At 53.7% G+C, this 17523-nt stretch carries 16 protein-coding genes; 13 read left to right on the plus strand and 3 right to left on the minus strand.

The features are described 5' to 3' along the window. The first annotated feature begins 19 nt into the window (after positions 1–19). The 4 genes from coxB to ACF8PK_RS15450 are packed head-to-tail and all read left to right on the plus strand — an operon-like array spanning position 20 to position 4227. Entirely contained in the window at positions 20–1096 is a 1077-nt protein-coding gene (gene coxB, locus ACF8PK_RS15435) for a cytochrome c oxidase subunit II (protein WP_392442750.1), read from the plus strand. Further along, entirely contained in the window at positions 1093–2736 is a 1644-nt protein-coding gene (gene ctaD, locus ACF8PK_RS15440; protein WP_014257938.1) for a cytochrome c oxidase subunit I, read from the plus strand. Before coxB ends, ctaD begins: the two co-directional genes overlap by 4 nt. 10 nt (positions 2737–2746) lie before the next feature. Continuing rightward, positions 2747–3346, plus strand: a complete 600-nt coding sequence (locus tag ACF8PK_RS15445) for a cytochrome c oxidase assembly protein (protein ID WP_158108314.1) — start codon at positions 2747–2749, stop codon at positions 3344–3346. After that, on the plus strand, positions 3343–4227 hold the full coding sequence (locus ACF8PK_RS15450) for a cytochrome c oxidase subunit 3 (protein WP_014257940.1): 885 nt from the start codon (positions 3343–3345) through the stop codon (positions 4225–4227). The genes ACF8PK_RS15445 and ACF8PK_RS15450 overlap by 4 nt, the downstream gene beginning before the upstream one ends. Before the next feature lie 11 nt (positions 4228–4238). Here the strand turns inward: ACF8PK_RS15450 and ACF8PK_RS15455 are convergent, their stop codons facing one another. Beyond that, positions 4239–4466 (minus strand): DUF2909 family protein, encoded by a 228-nt coding sequence (locus tag ACF8PK_RS15455; RefSeq protein WP_014257941.1) that lies wholly within the window; start codon positions 4464–4466, stop codon positions 4239–4241. Between ACF8PK_RS15455 and ACF8PK_RS15460 the strand changes: the two genes are divergently transcribed. The 4 genes from ACF8PK_RS15460 to cyoE are packed head-to-tail and all read left to right on the plus strand — an operon-like array spanning position 4465 to position 7699. Continuing rightward, positions 4465–5202 carry an SURF1 family protein gene (locus ACF8PK_RS15460; RefSeq protein WP_392442185.1) on the plus strand — a complete coding sequence of 246 codons (738 nt, stop codon included), beginning with the start codon at positions 4465–4467 and terminating at the stop codon, positions 5200–5202. The genes ACF8PK_RS15455 and ACF8PK_RS15460 overlap by 2 nt on opposite strands. Further along, positions 5199–5741 (plus strand): hypothetical protein, encoded by a 543-nt coding sequence (locus ACF8PK_RS15465; RefSeq protein WP_392442188.1) that lies wholly within the window; start codon positions 5199–5201, stop codon positions 5739–5741. Before ACF8PK_RS15460 ends, ACF8PK_RS15465 begins: the two co-directional genes overlap by 4 nt. 19 nt (positions 5742–5760) lie before the next feature. Then, a complete protein-coding gene (locus ACF8PK_RS15470) occupies positions 5761–6810 on the plus strand; it encodes a heme A synthase (protein WP_392442191.1) in 1050 nt (349 codons plus the stop codon). After that, a complete protein-coding gene (gene cyoE / locus ACF8PK_RS15475; RefSeq protein WP_158141564.1) occupies positions 6803–7699 on the plus strand; it encodes a heme o synthase in 897 nt (298 codons plus the stop codon). The genes ACF8PK_RS15470 and cyoE overlap by 8 nt, the downstream gene beginning before the upstream one ends. Before the next feature lie 46 nt (positions 7700–7745). On the opposite strand, the gene ACF8PK_RS15480 is transcribed toward cyoE, so the two are convergent. Further along, positions 7746–8810: an MBL fold metallo-hydrolase gene (locus ACF8PK_RS15480; RefSeq protein ID WP_004727260.1), complete on the minus strand. Its 1065-nt coding sequence runs from the start codon at positions 8808–8810 to the stop codon at positions 7746–7748. Between the two features lie 189 nt (positions 8811–8999). Between ACF8PK_RS15480 and ACF8PK_RS15485 the strand changes: the two genes are divergently transcribed. After that, entirely contained in the window at positions 9000–9608 is a 609-nt protein-coding gene (locus tag ACF8PK_RS15485) for a TetR/AcrR family transcriptional regulator (protein ID WP_172562746.1), read from the plus strand. A 174-nt stretch (positions 9609–9782) separates the two neighbouring features. Continuing rightward, the gene (aroG, locus tag ACF8PK_RS15490) at positions 9783–10835 is read left to right on the plus strand and encodes a 3-deoxy-7-phosphoheptulonate synthase AroG (protein ID WP_004727258.1); all 1053 of its coding nucleotides are present in this window, start codon (positions 9783–9785) and stop codon (positions 10833–10835) included. An 84-nt stretch (positions 10836–10919) separates the two neighbouring features. Here the strand turns inward: aroG and ACF8PK_RS15495 are convergent, their stop codons facing one another. After that, a complete protein-coding gene (locus ACF8PK_RS15495) occupies positions 10920–12269 on the minus strand; it encodes an MATE family efflux transporter (protein ID WP_392442196.1) in 1350 nt (449 codons plus the stop codon). Between the two features lie 159 nt (positions 12270–12428). On the opposite strand from ACF8PK_RS15495, the gene ACF8PK_RS15500 reads away from it, so the two are divergent. The 3 genes from ACF8PK_RS15500 (at position 12429) to ACF8PK_RS15510 (ending at position 17508) form a co-directional block, all read left to right on the plus strand. After that, on the plus strand, positions 12429–13403 hold the full coding sequence (locus ACF8PK_RS15500) for a diguanylate cyclase domain-containing protein (RefSeq protein ID WP_392442197.1): 975 nt from the start codon (positions 12429–12431) through the stop codon (positions 13401–13403). A gap of 118 nt (positions 13404–13521) precedes the next feature. Next, the gene (locus ACF8PK_RS15505; RefSeq protein ID WP_158141561.1) at positions 13522–14601 is read left to right on the plus strand and encodes a low specificity L-threonine aldolase; all 1080 of its coding nucleotides are present in this window, start codon (positions 13522–13524) and stop codon (positions 14599–14601) included. 21 nt (positions 14602–14622) lie between these two features. Continuing rightward, on the plus strand, positions 14623–17508 hold the full coding sequence (locus ACF8PK_RS15510) for an alkaline phosphatase family protein (RefSeq protein WP_392442199.1): 2886 nt from the start codon (positions 14623–14625) through the stop codon (positions 17506–17508). Positions 17509–17523 lie beyond the last annotated feature (15 nt).

The raw sequence follows: 17523 nt of genomic DNA on the forward strand, positions 1-17523 counted from the left end.
TGCTGAACGATCACTGAACATGACCCCCGGTGTCACCGAAATCAGTGGCCAGGTGTATCACCTCCATATGCTGATTTTCTACATCTGTGTCGCCATTGCGCTCGTGGTATTTGGGGCGATGTTCTACGCCATATATAAGCACCGCAAATCCAAAGGGGCGGTGGCCGCGCATTTCCATGAAAGTACCAAAGTCGAAATCATCTGGACCATTATTCCGATTGTCATTTTGGTGGCGATGGCCATTCCGGCCACTAAAACGCTGGTGGCAATGGAAGACACCTCTCAATCGGACTTAACCATCAAAATCACCGGTTCACAGTGGAAATGGCACTACAGCTATTTCGATGAAGATGTGGCGTTCTACAGCCTACTTGCCACGTCTCAAAAGCAAATTGACGGCATTGAAGCCAAAGGCGCGCACTACTTGTTAGAAGTGGACCAGCCGCTGGTGGTGCCGGTGCATCGCAAAATCCGTTTTCTGCTCACCTCTGATGATGTGATTCATTCGTGGTGGGTGCCTGCCTTTGCAGTGAAAAAAGACACCATTCCCGGTTTTATTAATGAAGCGTGGACGCGCATTGATGAGCCGGGCGTCTATCGCGGCCAGTGTGCTGAGCTGTGTGGCCGAGCGCATGGCTTTATGCCGATTGTGGTGCAAGCGATGGCCGAAGACGAGTATGACCAGTGGTTGAGCGATAAAAAAGCCGAAGTTGCGTTGGCAAAACAGGAAGCCGAAAAAGCGCTGCAAAGCTCGATGTCGCTTGAAGAACTGATGACGCTGGGCGAAAAAGTCTACCTCGACCGCTGCGCTGTGTGTCACCAGCCAACAGGGCTTGGGATTCCGGGCGCGTTCCCGGCGATGAAAGGCAGCCCAGTGACCACCGGTGATGTGCAGCACCACATTGCCATCGTAGTGGAGGGGAAAGCGGGCACTGCGATGCAAGCCTTTGGCAACCAATTGAGCGAGAAAGAGTTGGCGGCGGTTATCACCTATGAACGGAATGCGTGGGGGAATAACACCGGCGATGCCGTGCAGGCGTCAGACATCAATGCGTTTAAAACTCAGGCACAAGCCAGTGGCAAGGAGGGGCAATGAAACCGTCCACCGAACAATCCAAATCGGCTCCGGTAACGGATGCGGAACTTAGCCGCGCACACAGCACGCTGGCGCTGGATGAACACGAACATCATGGCCCGCCCAAAGGGCTGACTCGCTGGCTCTATTCCACCAATCACAAAGACATCGGCACCCTTTATCTGTGGTTCAGTTTCAGCATGTTTTTGATTGGTGGCGCGATGGCGATGGTGATTCGTGCGGAGCTGTTTCAACCGGGCTTGCAATTGGTCGAGCCGGAGTTCTTCAACCAGATGACCACCGTGCATGGGCTGATCATGGTCTTTGGTGCGGTAATGCCGGCCTTTACCGGCTTGGCGAACTGGATGATTCCACTGATGATTGGCGCGCCGGACATGGCGTTGCCACGCATGAATAACCTCAGTTTTTGGATTCTGCCGTTTGCGTTTTTGATTCTGTTGTCGTCACTGTTTACCGAAGGGGGCGGCCCTAATTTTGGTTGGACCTTCTACGCGCCGCTCTCTACCACCTATGGGCCGGACAGCACCGCGCTGTTTGTGTTCTCCGTCCATATTATGGGCATCAGCTCCATCATGGGGGCGATCAACGTCATCGTGACGATCGTGAACATGCGCGCGCCTGGCATGACGTGGTTTAAGCTGCCGATGTTTGTCTGGACGTGGCTGATCACCGCGTTTTTGTTAATCGCGGTGATGCCGGTGCTCGCGGGTGCGGTCACCATGGTGCTGACCGATAAGTACTTTGGCACCAGCTTCTTTGATGCGGCGGGGGGCGGCGATCCGGTGATGTTCCAACACATTTTCTGGTTCTTTGGTCATCCGGAAGTGTACATCATGATTTTGCCATCGTTCGGTATCATTTCGGCGATCATTCCTGCATTTAGCGGCAAGAAGCTCTTTGGCTATCACTCGATGGTCTACGCGACCAGCAGCATCGCGATTCTGTCGTTTCTGGTGTGGGCGCACCACATGTTTACGACCGGTATGCCCGTGTTTGCCGAGCTCTTTTTCATGTACTGCACCATGTTGATCGCGGTGCCCACTGGGGTGAAAGTGTTTAACTGGGTGGCGACCATGTGGCGAGGATCGTTAACCTTTGAAACGCCGATGCTGTTTGCGATCGCCTTCATTGTCTTGTTCACCATCGGCGGATTCTCTGGCCTGATGTTGGCGATTGTGCCAGCGGACTTCCAGTATCACGACACCTATTTTGTGGTGGCACATTTCCATTACGTGCTGGTTTCCGGCGCGGTGTTCTCCATCATGGCCGCGGCGTATTACTGGCTGCCCAAATGGACCGGACACATGTATGACGAACGCCTGAGCCGCTGGCATTTTTGGTGCTCGGTCATTTCGGTCAATGTGCTGTTCTTCCCGATGCATTTCTTAGGGTTGGCAGGCATGCCGCGTCGAATTCCCGATTACGCGATTCAGTTTGCGGATGTGAACCAGATTGTCTCCATTGGCGGCTTTGCGTTTGGGCTGTCTCAACTGATCTTCTTGTGGTTGGTGATTAAATGTGTGCGCGGTGGCGAGCCTGCCGCTGCGAAACCGTGGGAGCGTGCCGAAGGGTTGGAATGGACGGTGCCGAGCCCCGCACCACATCACACTTTCTCAACCCCACCCAAAGTGGACGAATAGGAGGTGAATCATGACACAGCCAACGTCCGGATCCTCAAATCGTCCACTGACCGTCAAGCTACTGCTGGCAGTGGTGCTGATGTTCGGTTTTGGTTTTGCGCTGGTGCCGCTGTATGACGTGATGTGTCAGCAGCTTGGCATCAATGGCAAAACCAACGAAGTCGCCGCCATTCAACCGCAAGGGATGCAGATTGATGAGTCGCGCACCATTCGGGTCGAATTTATGGCGCACATCAGTCATAACATGCCGTGGCGATTTGCGCCCAAGCTGACGCACATCGATGTGCATCCCGGCCAAGTGATTCAGACCGCGTATCTGGCCGACAATCTGTCGAGTTCGGACTTGGTGGGGCAGGCGGTGCCATCGGTTTCTCCGGGGCAGGGGGCGACCTACTTCAACAAAATCGAGTGTTTCTGTTTCAGTCAGCAGCCGCTGATGGCCAAAGCGCATGCGGAAATGCCGTTGATTTTCTACATTGAGCCGGACATTCCGGACACCATCCACACCCTGACACTCTCTTACACGCTGTACAACATGACGGATAAAGCGGCGCCCCAACCCGCCTTGGCGAAGGCGGGCACGGCAGTTTCGCAAGGAGCAACCCAATGAGTGACAAACCGAATGCGTACTATGTTCCAGCTCAGAGTCACTGGCCCATCGTCGGTGCGGTGGCCCTATTCCTATTGGCAGTGGGTGCAGGCGTCACCGTGCAACATGTCGGTACCGACGGTGCGGGTGGCGTGATTGGCAAAGTGATTCTGTTCGCCGGATTTTTTGTGTTGCTGTACATGCTGGCGGGTTGGTTTAGCAATGTGGTCAGTGAGTCGCTGGCGGGGCTATATTCCGCGCAAATCGCTCGTTCGTTCCGCCAAGGCATGAGCTGGTTCATTTTCTCTGAGGTGATGTTCTTCGGCGCGTTTTTTGGCGCGCTGTTCTATGCGCGCATGGTGGCGGTGCCTTGGTTGGGCGGCGCCAGTAACAACGCGATGACGCATGAAGTGTTGTGGCCGGGCTTTGAAGCGGTGTGGCCGCTCTTGACGACACCGGGCGGCATCACGACCGAGGCGATGCCGTGGGCAGGGATTCCACTGAAAAACACCATCATTCTGCTGACATCCTCTATCACTTTGCACATGGCGCACTTGAGTTTAGAGCGCAACCGACGCATGGCGCTGGTGGTGTGGTTGGAAATCACCATTGTTTTGGCTGGATTCTTTCTCTATTTTCAAGCGGTTGAATACCTGCATGCTTATCACGAAATGGGGCTGACGCTGCAATCGGGCGTGTACGGCAATACCTTCTTCCTGCTGACCGGTTTTCACGGGCTGCACGTTTGTTTGGGCACGCTTTTCCTTGCGGTGCTGCTGGCGCGCATCGCCAAAGACCACTTCACGCCGAAAGACCATTTTGCGTTTCAGGCGGGGAGTTGGTATTGGCACTTCGTGGATGTGGTTTGGCTGTGTCTGTTTGTGTTTGTGTATGTTTTATAACGATTTTAAAACTAATAGGGTGTGGCGTTGGGATGCAGCCAACCGCTGAGGAGCGCGAAAATGAGCACAATGACCACCATCGCCGAGAACATCAAACGGCGGCCGAGATAATAGCTCATTGGGCGTTCTTCTTCGCCCTCTTTGGGGTCACTCACCATGCGAATCAGCGCGCGGGCCAGATTGAATATGATGAACAGTAAAAGCAAAACCAAAGCAATTTTTACAACCAGTGGCAGCATGGCGGCTCCTTCACAGCGCGTGTGGTCAGGGAAAGTTTGGGTGGGCGCTGTTTTAACTGTGGTCGTGTTTGCGCTGCTGGTCAAATTGGGCTTTTGGCAGTTGGCGCGTGGTGAAGAAAAGTTGCATTTAGAAACCCGCTTGGCCGCACGAGCCCAAATGGCGCCGCTGAGTTTGGCGACGGCGTTGGAACGTTACTCCATGGCTGAGCTCACGGGGCTTCGCGTCACGGTGACGTTGGACCCGCATCCCGACGCGACATTCCTGCTTGATAACCAAACGTTCGACGGCAAAGTGGGCTATCTCGCCTATCAACTGGCGAAACAACAGGATGGGCATTGGATGTTGATTGAGCGCGGGTTTGTGCCTGCAGGAAACGACCGCCGCGTGCTACCGAACGTGGACTGGCTTACTGAGCCGCAAACGCTGACTGGGCGTTTGTATGCTCGTTCAGCCAATCCTTTCAGTGATGCTTTGGGGTTGGAGGCGGGCAATCCGCACCGCATTCAAAATCTCAATGTGGAGGCGCTGTCGCAGTGGCTGGGCACACCGATTTTGCCCGTGGCATTTCAGCCACTGCAGGAGAATTGGCCTTACCCACAACCTTGGCAGCCGCTGGCGATGAGCGCGCAGAAGCATTTCGGCTACGCATTGCAATGGTTCACGATGGCTGCTGTTTTGGCGGTGATTGCGTTGGTGATTGGCGTAAGAGTTTGGCGAGCAGGGAGGCATTCATGACGGATAAAAGTAAAGGTCGCCTGATCTTGGTGGGGATTGTGCTGTTTTTCGCGCTGCCTGCTTTGGTGGCGCAAGCGGTGCTCTCCAATCACTGGTATCAGTCTGGTGCGACCAATACGGGGGAGTTGATTGAGCCGCGTGTGACGATGTCGTCGCTTGGGGTGTTTAACCCGCTTGAACAGGTGAGCTGGCAGATGGCCTACGTGGTGCCAGCGAGCTGCACCGCCGATTGTCAGCAGCAAATTTATTTGTTGGCGCAAAGCCATACGGCGCTCGGCAAAGAACAACACCGAGTGACGCCCGTATTGCTGGTGAGTGCGCACAGTGACACCGCGGCACTGGAGGGCATGGCGCTACAACAGATTCCGGTGAATACGCAGTTTATGCAGCACATCGACGCCGGCGATGTGCTGATCGTAGACCCGCTCGGTCAGTTGGTGATGCGTTTTGCCGAGCCGGAAGCGTCACAACAAATCGCGCAGAGCCGCAAGGTGCTGGCGGATCTACGCAAACTACTGAAGTTATCACGCGTCGGCTAAACACATCAGGGAGGGTGGTATGTCGAATCACACGCACAGTCTTGCAGCGTCTACCCCAAGCGTCAGTTGGCTTCATCTGGTTCGTTTCAGTCTTGTGTTGACGTTGGCGGTCATCGCATTGGGCGCTTACACCCGTTTGGCGGATGCCGGACTGGGGTGCCCGGATTGGCCGGGCTGTTATGGACACTACACCGTGCCGCTTTCTCCCAGCGCATTGCAAAAAGCCGAGTTTCTCTATCCCCATTTAGATGTTGAGCCCCATAAAGCTTGGCCGGAAATGATTCACCGTTATTTTGCTGGCACGCTCGGATTGGTGGTGTTTAGCATCACTTATTTGTGTCTGCGCTATCGCCCTGTGCCGATGACGCTGCCGCTCGTGATTGCGGCCATTGTGGTGTTTCAAGCGCTGCTGGGCATGTGGACGGTAACGCTGAAACTGTTGCCGCTGGTGGTGATGGGGCATTTGATCGGTGGCTTTAGTTTACTGAGTGGCTTGTGGTTGCTGTATTGGCGACTGCAGGCGGCAACGCCAAGAGCCCCTTCTTTTGCGCCGCTTAACCTACGTGTGCTTGCGATGCTGTCGTTGGGCGTGGTGGTGGGGCAAATCATGCTTGGTGGCTGGACATCCTCCAACTACGCGGCGCTCATGTGTAGCCGTTTACCCATTTGTGAAGGCAATTGGCCGCAGTATCTTGATTTTCGTACCGCATTTACGCCAGTGCATTTGGGGCACGATAGCTATGAATTTGGTGTGCTCGATTACGGGGCAAGGCTCACCATTCATGTTGCGCATCGCGTGGGCGCGATGGCGACCATCGCTGTGCTGGGGTTGCTGGCATGGCGGTTGAGAGCGCTCGGTTATCTCCAACCTGCCAAGATGGTACTCGGCGCGTTGTCGGTGCAAGTTCTGCTTGGAGTGGGCAATGTGTTGCTCAGCTTGCCCTTGACTATTGCGGTGCTGCATAACTTGGGCGCGGCGCTGTTGTTGATCGCGGTGCTGAAATGCAATGATCTGCTTTGGCCGCAGACGCTCGCCGTCAGTCAAACAAGGAGTGTGTCTCATGAGTAAATCGATCGCGGCGGTCCATACCGCCTCTGCAGTCAGTCGCTGGCACATTTATCTCACGTTGACCAAACCGAAAGTGGTCGCTTTGATGTTGCTCACCGCGTTGGTGGGCATGTGCCTTGCGCAGCCAGGGTTGATGCCGTTCAAAGCGGCCGTTTTGGGGCTATCGGGCATTGGGTTGATGGCCGGGTCGGCGGCCGCATTGAATCATCTGATTGATCGACGCATTGATGCGATGATGGCTCGTACCTACAAGCGGCCGTTGCCGTCTGGTGAGATTCAAGCCAGCCGCGTCATGCTGTTTGCGTTCGTGCTGGGCATCGTGGGTTTTGCGATATTGTATTGGGGCGTGAATGGGTTAACCGCGTGGCTGACCTTTGCCAGTTTGCTGGGCTATGCCGTGGTATACACGCTGTATCTCAAACGCGCGACGCCACAAAATATTGTGATTGCGGGGCTGGCTGGCGCAATGCCGCCGCTGCTCGGTTGGACATCCGTCACTGGGGAATTGCATGCCAATGCGTGGTTATTGGTGATGATCATCTTCATCTGGACGCCGCCGCATTTCTGGGCGCTCGCGATTCATCGCAAAGACGATTATGCCAAAGCGGACATTCCGATGCTGCCAGTGACGCATGGGGTGGAGTACACCAAAACATCGATTTTGCTGTATACGTTTTTGCTGGCATTGGTGTGTGTGTTACCCGTGTTGGTGGGCATGAGTGGCGTGATCTATTTCGCCGCTTCCAGTGTGCTGAGCCTTGGGTTTATCTATTCCGCGTGGGCGCTGAAGTACGATCCGGAAAACAGCTCGGCGATCAATACCTTTAAGTATTCCATCTATCATTTGATGATGCTGTTTATCGCGTTACTCCTGGATCACTACCTCTAAAGCACCAAGCGGCTCAACCGCTATCGCGTGCGGTCGTGTAGCTTAGTTAGTTTGGCGTGTTCAAACACGGTGCTGTTGCTGCACTTGGCTCGCGTTCACTGGCGTGATTGAGCCACCATGCTTCCAAGGGCGCTGGTTGTGCAATCAGCATGCGTTCACCAATCATCGGTGCGGTTACCGTGACATTCAGTGCGCGCGCCAGTTTCGTCACTTGTTCCAAGGGCTCGTACCAGCGATGCAAGGACAAATCAAAGGTGCTGTTGTGAATGGGCAGCATGACTTTACCTTTCAGATCCAAGTGCGCTTGCAGGCTTTCTCGCGGGAACATGTGAACGTCCGACCAAAGTGAGCTGTAGGCCCCCGTTTCCACGAGCGTGAGGTCAAACGGACCATAGCGGTCGCCAATCTGTTTAAAGCCGCCGAAGTAACCTGAATCGCCGCTGAAAAATACCGATTTGTCCTGACCACGGATGACCCAACTGCCCCACAAGGTCGTGTTGCGATCATTCAGACCCCGCCCTGAGAAATGCTGCGTTGGCGTGAACACAAACTCTGTGTTGCCGATGGTCGCACTTTGCCACCAAGACAATTCACTCATCTTTTCTGCCGGCAGTCCCCACTTGACCATCAGTTTGCCCACCTCAAGCGGTACCAGAAAACGTCCGACGTGATTGGCCAGCAGTTTGACTGCGGCTTTGTCGAGGTGGTCATAGTGATCATGGCTGATCAGCACCACATCAATGAAGGGTAATTCGGCAAGCGAAATGGGGGTGTCGTGAAAGCGTTTCGGGCCCATCCATTGCACAGGGGAGGCGCGATCGCTGAATACGGGATCCGTGAGGATCCATTGTCCATCCAGTTTCATCAGCACGGTGGAATGGCCAAGACGATAAACCACGTCTTGATCTTCTTGGGTTAGCTGCTCAGTGGTGATCGACTGAACAGGTATCGGCTTTTTTGGCTCAGCTTCCTCACGATCGGCGGTTAAGTAAGCCCATGAAATGGTCAGGAAGTCACGCATGGTGGTTTTGGTCACGACTTCGCTGTTGGCAAATTTGCCATCGAGCATGGGAAGTTCGTTCGCGGTTGAGCAGGTTGTTTCGATATTCATATCTTCCTCCTGTGGTGTGCGGTGACACAAACGCCTCGAGACATCTTTAGCGATCAACATGAAGTGTTTGTGACGAATATTAGAAGTTTTAAAGTAAACTAGTCGGTGTAGTTTACATATTGAGTAGTGAAAAGTAAACTGCTTAGTGTAATATTGACCAAAAATGAACATGCAACCAAGGCAAGTAAGATGAAAAAGACTCGCAGTGAATTGAAGCGCGAAGCCATATTGTCGGCGGCGATGGCGGCTTTTCGAGAGTTTGGCGCGCAAAATACCAGCATGGATAAAATTGCCGCCATGGCACAGGTGTCAAAGCGCACGGTCTACAACCATTTTGCGTCGAAAGAGATGCTGGTGATGACGTTGCTAGCGGATTTGTGGAAAGCCACAGCCAATTTGATGGATCCGGATCAACTGGCCTCGCTGCCCTTGAATGAGCAGTTGGAACAGCTGCTGTTGAGCGAAATCGAAATCCTCGCTTCCAGTGAGTACCTCGACTTGGCGAGAGTGGTATTAGGGCACTATTTGTATCGTCCAGAAGAATTGACACAGCATTCTGAGCAGATGGCGATGAAAGAGACTCAGCTCGCGCGTTGGCTGACACATCAGGTTGACGCGAAGCGCCTGACGATTGAAGACATTGAGTTGGCTAACATCCAGTTGCACAGTTTGATCAAAGGCAGTTGCTTCTGGCCGCAAATCTTAGGGCTAAAGCCTTCTTTAACCGAAGCGCAGCGCCGTAAACTGGCCCAACAAAGCGCCCAGTTCTTCCTCAGTCATTACGGTGTAAAAAAATAATTACACTATAGTTTTGGTGTAAATAATTTACACATATTGCTTTTGACAAAAAATAATGGTTGCGCTTGCTTCGTGAAGTGGATAAGTTACGGGAAGAGCAAATGACGCTGCTCTTGGGAGAGGCTGTTTCCGTTCGAACAGCCAGCAGCGGCAAGATATAGGAAGAAGTAAGCGATGCACCAAACTGATGATGTAAATATTAAACAAATTAAAGAGTTGTTACCCCCTGTTGCTGTGCTGGAAAAATACCCAGCGACTGAAGTTGCTTCTTCGACGACATTTCAAGCCCGCGAAGCGATCCACAACATTTTGCAAGACAAAGACGATCGCCTATTGGTGGTGGTGGGTCCGTGTTCGATTCATGATACGCAAGCGGCTATCGAGTACGGCAAACGCCTGAAAGTGCTGCGCGATGAACTGAGTGGCCAGCTTGAAGTGGTGATGCGTGTTTACTTCGAAAAACCGCGTACCACGGTGGGTTGGAAAGGGCTGATTAACGACCCGTACCTCAACGATACTTACGAAATCAACGACGGTGTGCGCATTGGCCGCAAACTGCTGCTGGATTTGACCGACATGGGTATGCCAACGGCCAGTGAATTCCTCGATATGATCACGCCGCAGTACATTGCTGATCTGATCAGCTGGGGTGCCATCGGCGCGCGTACTACGGAATCTCAGGTACACCGTGAGTTATCATCCGGTTTGTCATGCCCTGTGGGTTTCAAAAATGGTACTGATGGCAACATCAAGATTGCAGCCGATGCCATTCGCTCAGCAAGCGCGTCTCACAATTTTCTCTCCGTGACCAAATACGGCCATTCAGCGATTGTTGAAACGGCGGGTAACCCGGATTGCCACATCATTTTGCGCGGCGGCAAAGAGCCAAACTACAGTGCGGCCCATGTGGGTGACGTGAAGCAGAAACTGGAAGCGTCAGGTTTGTCGCAGAAAGTGATGATTGATTTCAGCCATGCGAACAGCTCGAAACAGTATCAGCGTCAAATGGTGGTTGCAGACGACATCGCCACGCAAATCTCGAGTGGTGAACATGCCATTTTCGGCGTGATGATTGAATCGCATCTGGTGGAAGGTCGTCAGGACTTGGTGGAAGGTCAAGCGCCGGTTTACGGTCAGTCGATTACCGATGCTTGTATCGGTTGGGATGACACTGAAACGGTTCTGCGCCAGTTAGCAGCCGCGGTGGAAGCCCGTCGCAATCGCTAAGTGTGGATGGCCATCGAGACCATACCAAGATAGATATTTCCATATAAAAAAGGCGCTCATCAGAGCGCCTTTTTCGTTGCGTTCTCAACACGTTCGGTCGACTTGGTTGATGCTCATTTCAATGCGATGCAGCGCGCGCTGGTAAATGCTCCACGCGGTCGCACCCGCTAAAATATTGCCGATAAAGGCGCCAACAAACAGCCCCTTCAGGTCGCCGATTTGCGCGCCCAGCCACAGACATGGCAAGAAGAACGCAAACAGACGCAGTGCCGAAATCGTCAGCGCGACATAGGATTTCCCCAGCGCATTGGAGACGGACACCATCAACATACAGATGCCCAATGGCCCCAAGCTGAGCGGCACCACGGTCAGGTGCCAGTTCAGAATCGACTCCACACTCTCTTCACTGGTCATCAGCCCTGCCAATGGCGTGGCGAGCGACAACGTGATGAGTGCAATCAGCACTTGAGACACCAGCACGAAACGAATCGCGATCGTGACCAATTTACGAATATCTGCAATGTTGTCGGAACCGAGCAAGCGACCCACCATCGGAGGAATGGACATGGTCAGTGCCAGCACGGACACAATCGCGAAAAATTCAAAGCGCGAACCCAGCGCCCACGCGGCCACGGCTGCGGTGCCAAAGCCGGCCAGCAATTTGGTCGCCAGCATGGAAGAGAGAGGGGGCAGCAATTGGCTCAGCATCGCGGGGCCCATGATATGGCCGATAGAACGTACACTGTGAGCGATGTTGAGATCGCGCCAATCAAACAGCATCCAGTGTTTGGCGGAGACGCGCGGCGCGACGATGACAATCCCGATGCCAAAGGCCAAAATGGTCGCGATGGCAGCACCGTTAATGCCCAGATCAAAGGTGAAAATAAACAGCGGATCCAGCAACAAGTTCAAGACGCTGGTGATCATCATCATGGTGCCCGGCAGCATGGTGTTGCCATTGGCGCGGCAAATGCTGTACAAAAAGTACAAGACAGCGCCTGTCCATGCACTCACCACCCACCAAATCCAGTAACTGTCGATGATGGGAAACACGCTCTCTGGTGCGCCAAGTAGCCCCAGAATGGGATGGCGTAAAAGGTACAGCACCACGCCGAAGACCGCGACCCCGATGCTCCCCATGGCAACGACTAAGCCGCCCAGCTGTTTGGCGTACTTTTCTTGACCGGCGCCCAGCGCGCGCGAAATTACCGCGGTGGTGGCAATGCCCAAGCCGACCTGAATCCCGATGATGATCATCTGAATGGGCATGGTAAAGCCTTGCGCGGCGAGTGGTAGCACGCCAAGTTGGCCGATAAAGGCACTGTCGACGAGCTGAAAGCTCATCAGCGATAGGACGCCGAAGAGCATCGGCCAGGTCATTTGGAACAACTGACGCGACAACGAAGGGGGAGTGATGGTTTGACGGTTTTGCATGGGAACCTATCGGTTTGTTGAATATCAACGAGTGGTTTGTCAGCTAATATGCGGGCGAAAGTTCGGAAATCAACCGGCATGTCTGCATGACAAACATTTACCTGACTCCGCAACTCAACTATTGTAGAAGCATGTTAACAGTGTAACCAGCTAGTCGCTATGCAAAAACCAGCCAAACCTATCGATGAACAACAACGTATTGCCAGTTTACATAAGCTCGGCATTTTAGACTCCGCTCCGGAGGAGCGTTTTGATCGCGTGACTCGTTTGGCTCGGCGTCTCTTTGATGTCCCGATTGCACTGGTCACCTTGGTGGATGAAAAGCGCCAGTGGTTTAAGTCCAGCTTTGGGCTCAACGTGAGTGAAACGCCACGGGATATCTCGTTTTGTGGTCATGCCATTTTGGGTGACGAGCCGTTTATCATCAACAATGCCGTTGCCGATGAACGTTTTGCCGATAATCCGCTGGTCACCGACAATCCGCACATTCGCTTTTACGCGGGCGTGCCTTTGGTGTTTCAAGACGGTTCGAAACTGGGCACGCTATGCATCATTGATACTGAACCACGCAATCTCAATCATGACGAGATCATCGATTTGCTGGATTTGGCCAAAATGGCTGAACGAGAGCTGGCGGCCACGCATAATGCCTCGGTCGATGAGCTGACCAACATCTCGAATCGCTGTGGCTTTTTGTCGTTGGTGAGCAAAAGCTTGATGCACTGCCGCTTTAATCGCATTCCCTATTGCTTGGCGTTTTTTGACCTGAATGGTTTCAAAGCGATCAACGATCAGCTCGGGCATTCGGTTGGGGATGATGCATTACAGGATTTTGCCCAGCTCATGTTGAGCAGTTTTCGCGAATCGGATTTGATTGCCCGCCTTGGCGGAGACGAATTTGTGGTGTTCATGTCATCCACGCTCGACGAAGAAGCGCAGCGAGCCGTCGAGCGCTTTCGTCATGCGGTGACGGAATTTAACGACACCGCGAATCGACCGTATCAACTGGCGTTTTGCAGTGGCACCGTGGCGGGGGATGGCTTGTCTGAAGTGCATATTGATACCTTGCTTGAACAAGCGGATCAGGTCATGTATCGCCAGAAATCGCAGATTCGCGCGGCCAAAACACGTTAAATCTCAGACGCAGAAACGCGTTCCTCACTGCGTTTCACAGTTTTCATGCATCAGTATCGAAAATTCATTCGAGAGTGATATCGTTTCGCTGAGATGATATGCAATAGGATGAGAACGTATGGATGCTGATCTTCGCCAACACTGCCACACCTTTATCGCGGGTAACCATGAACCAGACCCGGCCACGCTGTTTCGCCAGATGGCGGAGTGGTGCGAAACCCATGCGGTGGACCATGATGCTTACGGCAGCGGAAACACCATTCAGAATTTTGAACAGCAAGTCGCCGAGCGATTGGGCTTTGAGGCGGCGCTGTTTGTCATCACCGGCACCATGACCCAACCTACCGCGCTGCAACTGGTGTGTCAGGAAAAGCGTTGCTCGGTAGTCGCAATGCATGAAACGTGTCATATCTTCACCCATGAAGCGCAGGGGTATCAGATGCAGCAACGTTTTCAGGTGCTGCCCATTGGTGACCGTCATCGCCCGTGGCTGGTGCAGGATCTCAAAGCGTGGCCAGATGAAATTGCGGCGGCGGTGTACGAACTGCCGATGCGCGAGCTTGGGGGCCAGTTGCCAAGTTGGCAACAGCTGGAAGCGGTCAAAACCTACTGCGCTGAACAGGGCATTCACCTACACATGGATGGCGCGCGGTTGTGGGAATCGGCAGCGTTTTATCAAAAGAGTTATCGCGACATCGCTGCCGGTTTTCATACCGCGTATGTCTCGTTATATAAAGGCATCAACGGATTGGGTGGTTCGATGCTGCTCGGTAGCCAAGCGTTTATCAATAAAGCGGCCGTGTGGATGCGCCGTCAGGGAGGCAATGTCTATCATCGCACGCCTTATGTGGTATCCGCCGCGATGCAGTTTGAGCCGCGTTTGGCTGTCATGCCCGTGCTGTTTGAACGCACACAACAGATTTATCAGATTCTGCTCGATTACCCTGAATTCACCCTTAATCCGATTGAGCCGCAAGCCAACATGCTGCATCTCTATCTGCCGCTGAGCGTCGACAATGCCATTGTGCTGCGTAACCGCCTCGCATCAGACAAGAAAATCTGGCTCGGTCATCCACAAAGTGCGCCGCAACCCAATCAAAGCTTCATCGAGTGGTATGTGGGCGATCGACTGCTCAACATGCCCGATCATCAGTTGATCGAAGTACTCGATTGGATGCGCGATCAACTCAACGCCTAATGCGTGACGGAATGTTTCTCTATGTCCTCTGTTAAATTGATGCGTCAGGCACCGCTCATCGCTGCGGTGTCGGCCTGCTTACTCGCATCGCCTGCCCAAGCGGGGCTGGGCGATACACCGCTCATTGGCGGGGTGTTTAACTCCGCAGCCATCCTTAAAAATCAGATTGTTTCATCGCTCAGCTATTCGACCACCGTGGCGCGAGATGCCACGCTGTTTACCATTGCCGGCGTATCGCTGGATACCTACATTCTGACCTTGCCACTGGATGCGAAAGTCAAAGCTCGCGTGATGAAACAGATCACCGATCCGCGTTACGCCATTCCGCTCGGCTATTTCCTTTATCAGTATTACGACCGTTACGCGGGAATTGAACCGGGCGACCAGTTCAAAGCGTATCTCAGCACGGTGTACGACGATCAGGCGCTCAAAGGCTTTGAACACAGCTTGTATCACGTGGGGAATAAACCCACGGATGAACCCGAGATGCGCAGCAAAGATCAGGCGCATCAGGAAGGGATTAAAATTGATCGTGATTTCATCGCTACTCTGGTGACGCTCTATGATGCGTTGGTTCAGGTGGGCGAGTGGCAACATGTGGATCAACTGCCGCCGCAGTATCAATACCTAAGCGGTAGCGCGCAAGACAAGGCCTTGGTCGCGAAGATTCAACCCATCGTGGTTGGGCTGCTGGAGAAAGCCGCATCGGGTATGCAGGATGGCGACATGAAACATGCGCTACTGGCGGTGATGGATGACGCCAAACCTGCCAACGCCAGCAAAATCAACAACAAAGCGGAAGCTGTGACCGTCAGCTTGATTGATTTCGTGCGTCTCAATGTGCTCAAAGGGTATCGCCAGTTTTTGTATCAGCAAGAACGCACGGAACGGTTGACGGATTGGCTGGTGGATACGCTCGACAGTAACCCGACACAGGTGGTGGATTTTCTGCGTTCTCAGCAGCAGCGCCGTTTTGCGGTGCAGGTGACCGTTGATGGTTTGCAACAAGGGTTGATGCAGGGGCTGGTTGATCCGAGCCAGCCATTTATCGGTGAAGTGTACCGCCGTCAGGTCAATGCGACATCGATGCGTTCACCGCTGACGGATGAGCAGCCCGCCCTTCAGCAACAGGTGCGCTTTATGCAAATCCTCGCCGAACAGCCGTATCACGATCCCTATTACTTGCCGTTCTTTAAACGTCTCTACAGCAGTGATCACAGCAATATCGTGCAGGTAGGGATTTCCTCGACGCCCACCATCAGCGTGCGCAACCTGCCGCTGATCAAAACCGGGGCGAAGGTCTCTGGCGATGACGGCACCGGCATTCCCAATTTCCACTTTGTCGATCGCCAAACAGACCGAGCGTATTACTTCTACGGCAATGATGCCCTGCAGCTTGATAAGCTGGTCGGTGAACGTCACGTTCAAACCATGTTTGATCGTTTGGATTATCTCAAAACGCTTAACTGCAACGCGCAATACGACTGGAATGCGCATGTGACCTACGATGGCTTAATCAACCTCGGTGTCGGCGAGTCGCAGCGCGATTTTGGTGAAAAACGCTGCTTGCGCGACCTTGAAGCGCGAGCAAAAGTGGAGCAATCGCTGCATGGCGTGCGCGCAACACTGATTGAGCAGGTGAGCGCCTATCAGGACATTTCCCAATGGGCGGTTTACACGCGTCTGAGCCGCAAATGGGCGTTGCAACAGGCACTGGCCGATTATGCCGCGCAAGACATGCACGGCTTGCCCGATTACACCTTGGTGTACAACCCGTGGCCGGATCATTTCGCCCACTTTACCGGTCCGTTCAGCGATGAAGTGATCATGCCCACGGGCGAGCTCAACCGCCTCGATTACTGGTTAGGGCGGATGGAAAAGGCCTATCGGGATGCTGGTGTGTATGAGCGCACCTTGTGGGGGATGGCAGGGGATCACGGCTTGGCGCCGGTCTATTTTGCGCTCAATCCGGAAAAGCAGATTTTTACCCCGCTGGCGAAAGCACTCGGAATCACAATTCATCTGGAAAAAATCTCTTCGGATGAAGGGGAAGGACCAAAGTTGACCAATGCGCTCAACCCGCCGGGTTATCATCAGGTTGATGTGGTGGTTGCCTCGACGGCGGGCGGTAACTTCATGCTCGATTTCTTTAACGCCAAAGCGGGTTGGCAGGTGCAGCCGGTGTATCAGGAATTGACCCAATGGCAACCGGCGGAAAGCGATATGCCAGTCGATGTGATCGCCGAAAGTGTGCAGCGCCTAGGGGACACGCTGGATTACTTGGTGGTACGCGAAAGTGCCTGCACTGTGAACCAATGTGCGGTGCGCTTGATTGGCGAACGCGACGGCCAGCGGGTGGATGAGATCATTCGTAAACAAGGCGACAAACTCTATTACGCGGGTTTCAATGGCAAGGCGCGCTTGCTGGATGTGCAGGTACTCAATCCTTATCTGTCGTCACCAAGCGAACAGGCGCTCAATCAGTTCGCCAAGTTGGTGGATCAATGCCTCTATGCCGCTAAAGCGGATGATGTGGCGAGTTGGTGTGATGCCGCTCAGTGGCGCGACTTAACCCGCTTTAGTGCGCGGCCCGATTCGGTGAATCAGCTAGCGGCCCTCTACGAAGAGGATCGCGCAGGCACCGTCAACCTGTTTCCTCGTGATGGTATTGGCTACAACACCAAAGTGCCGGGGCGTCATGCGGGGGAAAGTTATTTAGAAAAAGATGCGTTTCTGGGCTTTTGGGGAGCGCCAGTGGGCGCCCATCATGAGCCGCTGCTGAGTGAAGCGAACGGCTCGTTGGCGCCGACGTTGTTTGAGTATTTAACCGGTGAACCGGTGGTGCCGGGCCAAGATGGCTGGGGTTTTCCATCGCTGCTCAACCGGCTGGATATTCACCAACCGTAAAGGCGCTCATGCGGC

The sequence above is a fragment of the Vibrio sp. CJQ_6 genome, from assembly GCF_043106745.1.
Lineage (GTDB): Bacteria > Pseudomonadota > Gammaproteobacteria > Enterobacterales > Vibrionaceae > Vibrio > Vibrio furnissii.